5 protein-coding genes are annotated in these 5,044 nt (G+C 50.8%); 4 read left to right on the forward strand and 1 reads right to left on the reverse strand.

What is annotated here, in order from left to right; all coding sequences use genetic code 11:
• Nucleotides 1–631, reverse strand: a 631-nt coding sequence (locus H6F50_RS05970) for an extracellular solute-binding protein (protein ID WP_190427421.1), incomplete at its 3' end; no start/stop codon positions are given.
• A gap of 229 nt (nt 632–860) precedes the next feature.
• Here H6F50_RS05970 and H6F50_RS05975 point away from each other — a divergent pair.
• The 4 genes from H6F50_RS05975 to H6F50_RS05990 form a co-directional block, all read left to right on the forward strand.
• Nucleotides 861–1,964, forward strand: coding sequence for a type IV pilus biogenesis protein PilM (locus H6F50_RS05975; RefSeq protein ID WP_190413781.1), 1,104 nt, complete (start codon nt 861–863; stop codon nt 1,962–1,964).
• Between the two features lie 4 nt (nt 1,965–1,968).
• On the forward strand, nt 1,969–2,769 hold the full coding sequence (locus tag H6F50_RS05980; protein WP_190427423.1) for a PilN domain-containing protein: 801 nt from the start codon (nt 1,969–1,971) through the stop codon (nt 2,767–2,769).
• Nucleotides 2,766–3,557 (forward strand): hypothetical protein, encoded by a 792-nt coding sequence (locus tag H6F50_RS05985; RefSeq protein WP_190427425.1) that lies wholly within the window; start codon nt 2,766–2,768, stop codon nt 3,555–3,557. Before H6F50_RS05980 ends, H6F50_RS05985 begins: the two co-directional genes overlap by 4 nt.
• 78 nt (nt 3,558–3,635) lie before the next feature.
• Nucleotides 3,636–5,044: AMIN domain-containing protein (locus H6F50_RS05990; RefSeq protein ID WP_190427428.1), on the forward strand; the 1,409-nt coding region annotated here is incomplete at its 3' end.

A 5,044-nucleotide genomic window follows, 5' to 3' on the forward strand; every position in this document is an offset into this window, starting at 1 on the left:
CCATCTGCACCATCGATTCCAGCACCTCAGCCGAATCTTCTGGAACTAGGGTTGCAAAAAACGCATACTTGCCGGTTTTTTCCTTAATTTGTTGAGCAACTTGTGCCAGTTCGGTATAAGTCGCCGGAGGTTTGCTTACCCCAGCGGCTTTAAACAAATCCTGGTTGTAAATCGTTACCCGCGTGGTTAAATACCAGGGAAGGCCAAAACTTTGGTCGCCGAGCGTGCTAGCCTTCCATATATTAGGTAGATATTGCTGACGCACCGCCTGGGGAACTTTAGTATCTAAATTCAACCAAGCATTGCGCGACGCCAACTGAGAGGCAAAGTCCGGATTGAGGTTCGCGACATCGGGTGCTGTTTTTGCCGAAACCGCCGTCAGGATTTTGCTTTCCATCGCACTCCAGGGTACATCCACCCAGCGGACTTTGACGCCGGTATTTTCCGCTTCAAAGTTGGCAATCAGTTTGTTGAAATACTCAGTAAACTGCGGTTGCAGCTGCATCGTCCAGAACTCAATTTCCCCTTTTCCGGATGGGGCAGATCCAGGGCTACAGCTGATAACCCAGCTGAAAATGAACCCTAATAGGGTACAGATGCCCAATCGTCTCCAGGTTTTCCTACGGATCATGTAAATTGCAATTCCACTTTCAGCGCTAGCAGTAACCCAGCTAGCAGTAACTCATCCTACCTGATGAGGTATATCTAATGGTACGGAATCTATCAGGGTGTATTTTTGTCTCTACCGATGTGTTTGTCAGCTAGATTGGGTACCATGAATCTGTCTCTATTTCCCTATACGCAATCTCTCTTACCTAACTAAAGTTTCTATGGCTGCTCCCCTCAGCAAACCTAAAGATATGTTCACCCGATTTAAAGGATTATTATCGAAACGTACCAAAGGAATTGGTATAGAAATTGCCCCTGAACGAATTAATATTGCTCAACTACGCAAGCAGGGGCAAGGATTCAAATTAACAATGCTGTCCTCGAAAGAAGTTCCGGAAGGGGTTTTTCAAGAAGGCAAGATTATCGATGCCCCAGCTTTAGCAGAACTGATTAAGGAAGCGATCGCTGAAAGTAAGATAAAAGTCCAGAACGTCGCCACTGCCGTATCGGGTCGCGAAGCCGTAGTGCGCGTTATCCCGGTGCCTGCGGAACTTGATGACAAAGAGTTGCGGGAAATGGTGTTGGATCACGAAGCCGGTCTCTACTTGCCTTTTCCACGGGAGGAAGCAGATGTAGACTACCAGAAGCTAGGATTTTTCACCGATGAGGATGGAATTGAGAAGGTGCAGGTGCTGCTAGTTGCCACCCGCAAGGATGTGACAGATACCTATATCGAAACCTTCCGCGAAGCTGGATTAAAAATCGATGTGTTAGAGATTAGCAGTTTTTCTCTGATTCGGACGATTCGAGAGCAGTTGCGGCAATTTGGTCCTCAAGAAGCTGCCGTTTTGGTAGATATTGAGTTCGACAGCACCGAGATTGCCATCATCGTAGATGGGGTGCCACAATTCTCGCGCACCGTGCCGATTGGGACGTATCAACTACAGAGTGCCCTCAATCGGGCGATGAATTTACCGACATCGAGAAACACTGAAATCCTGCAAGGGATGACAATTCCCAACACTCCCGTCGATAATGTCCGCACAGGTGCAACAGGGATCAATCCCGGTATGGCGGCTTTGGTTAGAGTATTGGGAGAGCTTGCCGACGAACTGCGTCGTTCTATCGATTTTTATCTAAATCAGAGCGAAAATTTAGAAGTGGCGCAGCTGCTACTCGCTGGGCCAGGAGGAGGAATTGGACAACTGGATGAATTCTTCACGCAACGGTTGAGCTTGCCAACGACACAAGTAGACCCAGTTGCGGCCCTTTCCTTGGAGGTGATAGAGGAAATTTCACCAGTGCAAAGACCGGGATTGGGAGTGGTATTGGGATTAGGACTACGAGAGGTTTAAAGCGATGTATAGCCTAGATATTAATTTTCTTAAGGATCGCCCGGACATCATCCGCCGCGATGTCCCTGGTGCCAAAGCTCCCTCTGGGAATAAAAACATGACGCCGCTGTTGGCGGGATTGGCAGTCGGTCTGCTGTTGCCAGCAGGAGTTGGGGCGTTGTGGTTGTTGCTGCAAAACCAAACCGAACAATTGACCGCCAAAAAAGCTCAATTGGAACAGCGGCTCAATGAAGGCAAAGCCAAAGAGCAGCAAATTCAAGCAATCAACAACGAAACTCAGGCAGTGAAAGGAGAAACGCAGGCACTCGCCAGCGTGTTCAATCAATTGGCTCCGTGGTCAGCGATTTTGCAGGATATCCGCGATCGCGTGCCACCCGGTCTGCAAATCACCAGCATTGAGCAAACCGCGCCAGATCCGGCTACCACCACAGCAGCCCCTAGCCCCACTGCTGCCGCTGCCCCTCCGAGTTCTAACGTGTCAATCAAAGGGTACGCTCGCTCCTTTGATGAAGTGAACGACTTTTTGCTAACGCTACAGCGATCTAAGTTATTCGATAGCGAAGATACCCAAATTGTGGCGGCTGAGTTGAAAGACAATCAAACTCAGGTGCAACAGCCCCAGGATCAAGGAAATTCCAACGCTAGAGTAGAAATTAAATTGCCAAAAGTGGTGGAATACACCATTAAAACGAGCCTGAGCGATGCCCCGGCTTCCCAGTTACTTAGAGAGTGGGAGCGCAAAGGTGCAGTGGGATTAGCGACTCGGCTTAGAAACCTTCAGAACACAGGAGCGCTGCAAAAATGACGGTAAGTCAAGACTTTATACCATCCGATGAAGGCCAAGATGAAGCTGCCTATCCCAGTGCCTTTGGTATTACTTTCACGCCAACAGTCAGCGGTGCCTTGCTGGCAGTGTTGGGTTTAGCAGGAGCAGCTTATTTGGTCGTTAACTTGTTGTTGCCTGCGTGGACTTCTTATCAACAACTGCAAACGGATGTAGAAAACACCGAGCAGCAAATTCAACAACAGGCACAACTCCAGCAAAAAATTGATGCGGCGAAAGTAAACCTAAACAAGGCAAAACAGCAAAGAGCTGCTGTCCTTTCCATGTTTGGTAGCTCCAGAACCCTGGATACCTTAATGCTAGATATCAATCGTTTTGTTAAGGCAAGACAGGGTAAATTGACCAAGTATGAGCCAAGAAGAAACGATGCCGCTGATGCTAGCAGTAGTGACATTATTACTGATGGGTCTTTGGGGCCGGAAGTCAATGGTAAGCTCAAACGTAAGGTATACAATGTAAGCTTTGAAGGCGACTACGGACAAACCCAATCCATTCTGAGAAGTCTAGAGCGACTCCAGCAACTGCTAGTAGTAAAAGACTTGAAATCAGATTTAAAGGACGCGGCGACCAGTCAGAAAATTACGGTAAACCGGCAGGGTCAAATTGTCCCCACTGGCAAACCAAAAGAGCGAACCTTGATTAACACCTCTTTTAAGTTAGAGGTGCTGCTGCCATTATCGGAGCAGGAAGCGAAAGAGGCGGCGGCAGCAGCAGCGGCAGCAGCAGCGGCAGCTCAACCACCCCAGTAGGAGACAGCGAGTAGGTGTCGAGAATTCGACCTGAAAGCTGTTCAGGTGCAAAAATTGCTTTTGTGTGAGGAGGAAACGGTGAAACAGCTATCAATATTGGGTGGAATCTTGCTCGGTTCAGCACTGGTTCTACCCGGAACACAACGGGTCTTAGCAGCTGCCACGCAAGTAACCGCTGTGCAACTCAATCCCACGGATAATGGTGTTGAAGTGATGCTAAAGACATCTGAGGGCGATCGCTCCGGCAAGGACACTGTCCTACGCCCTCAGATGTTCACACTCAGCCGTGGCAATGAGTTAACGGCAGATGTGCTGAATGCCCGACTGAGCTTACCTGAGGGAGACAGCTTCCGTCAGGAAAATCCGGCTCCTGGCATTCAGTCAATCGTCGTGAGCCAGCGGGAGGACAATAGCGTCCGAGTAACGGTCAGCACTGCTAACAGCAAACCGACCGGGCAGATTAGCCAGAACAAGGAAGGGGGAATCACCTTAAACGTTAACTCTGTTGCACCGCCGACGCTCTCCTCCCAGGCACCTGTTAATTCTTCTCCTACTGCACCTGCACCAACGGCACAGACACCACCGACTCCAACCCGACTCGCTCAAACGCCAGTTCCGGGCGGTGTATTCCCCCAAACGCCACCCGGTCAAATCCCTCAGGTTCCAGCACCCAGTGGCATAACTCCTGCGCCCGGTCTACCAGAGGTTCAGCCTCAACCAGTCATCAACCCGCCAAACCCAGATGTTCTGGTGCCAAACCCGCGCATTACCATTGACGGAGTTCCGGCTCCAGCGGCGGGGACAGTGCAACCCGTCAGTCCAGCACCGCCTTTCTTGCCGAGAGCGATCGCGCCCCCAGTCGGCGATATTACTACCTCCAACACCAATGCTGCCCCCGCTGTCATCGATCTCGGTACGGCTGAGCGCGTACCCCGCTTAGTGTTGCGGGATGCCCCCGTCCGAGAAGTTTTAGGGCTGCTTGCCCGTTCTGCGGGTCTTAACCTTGCCTTTACGGGAGGCGCGGCAGCAGGTGGGACTCCGGGGCAACCAGCAGCCGCTCCAGGCCCAGGTGGTGCTACCGAGGGGGGACCTACGATTTCCCTGGATATCGAAAATGAGCCAGTTCAAGATGTCTTCAACTACGTCCTTCAGCTGAGCGGCTTAGAAGCCAACCGAGTTGGACGAACAATTTTTGTGGGTGCCAGACTGCCTGACGATGCTCGAAATATCATCACGCGCAGCCTGCGACTCAATCAAGTCCCTGTCACGGCTGCGGCAAACTTCTTGACAACCCAAGGGGCAGAGACGCAAATCCCTACAGAGCAAATTCAAATTCAGACCATTGGAGAGGGAGCCGCCGCTCGAACCGTAGAAATCAGAACGCCAAGCATTTTAGCACTGAGAGCTACTGAGGGAAATGCCCCCTTACTACTCAAAGGGTTAGCAGTATCAGCCGACGAGCGACTCAATGCCATCACCCTGGTTGG

Source organism: Coleofasciculus sp. FACHB-712, from assembly GCF_014695635.1.
GTDB lineage: Bacteria > Cyanobacteriota > Cyanobacteriia > Cyanobacteriales > FACHB-T130 > FACHB-T130.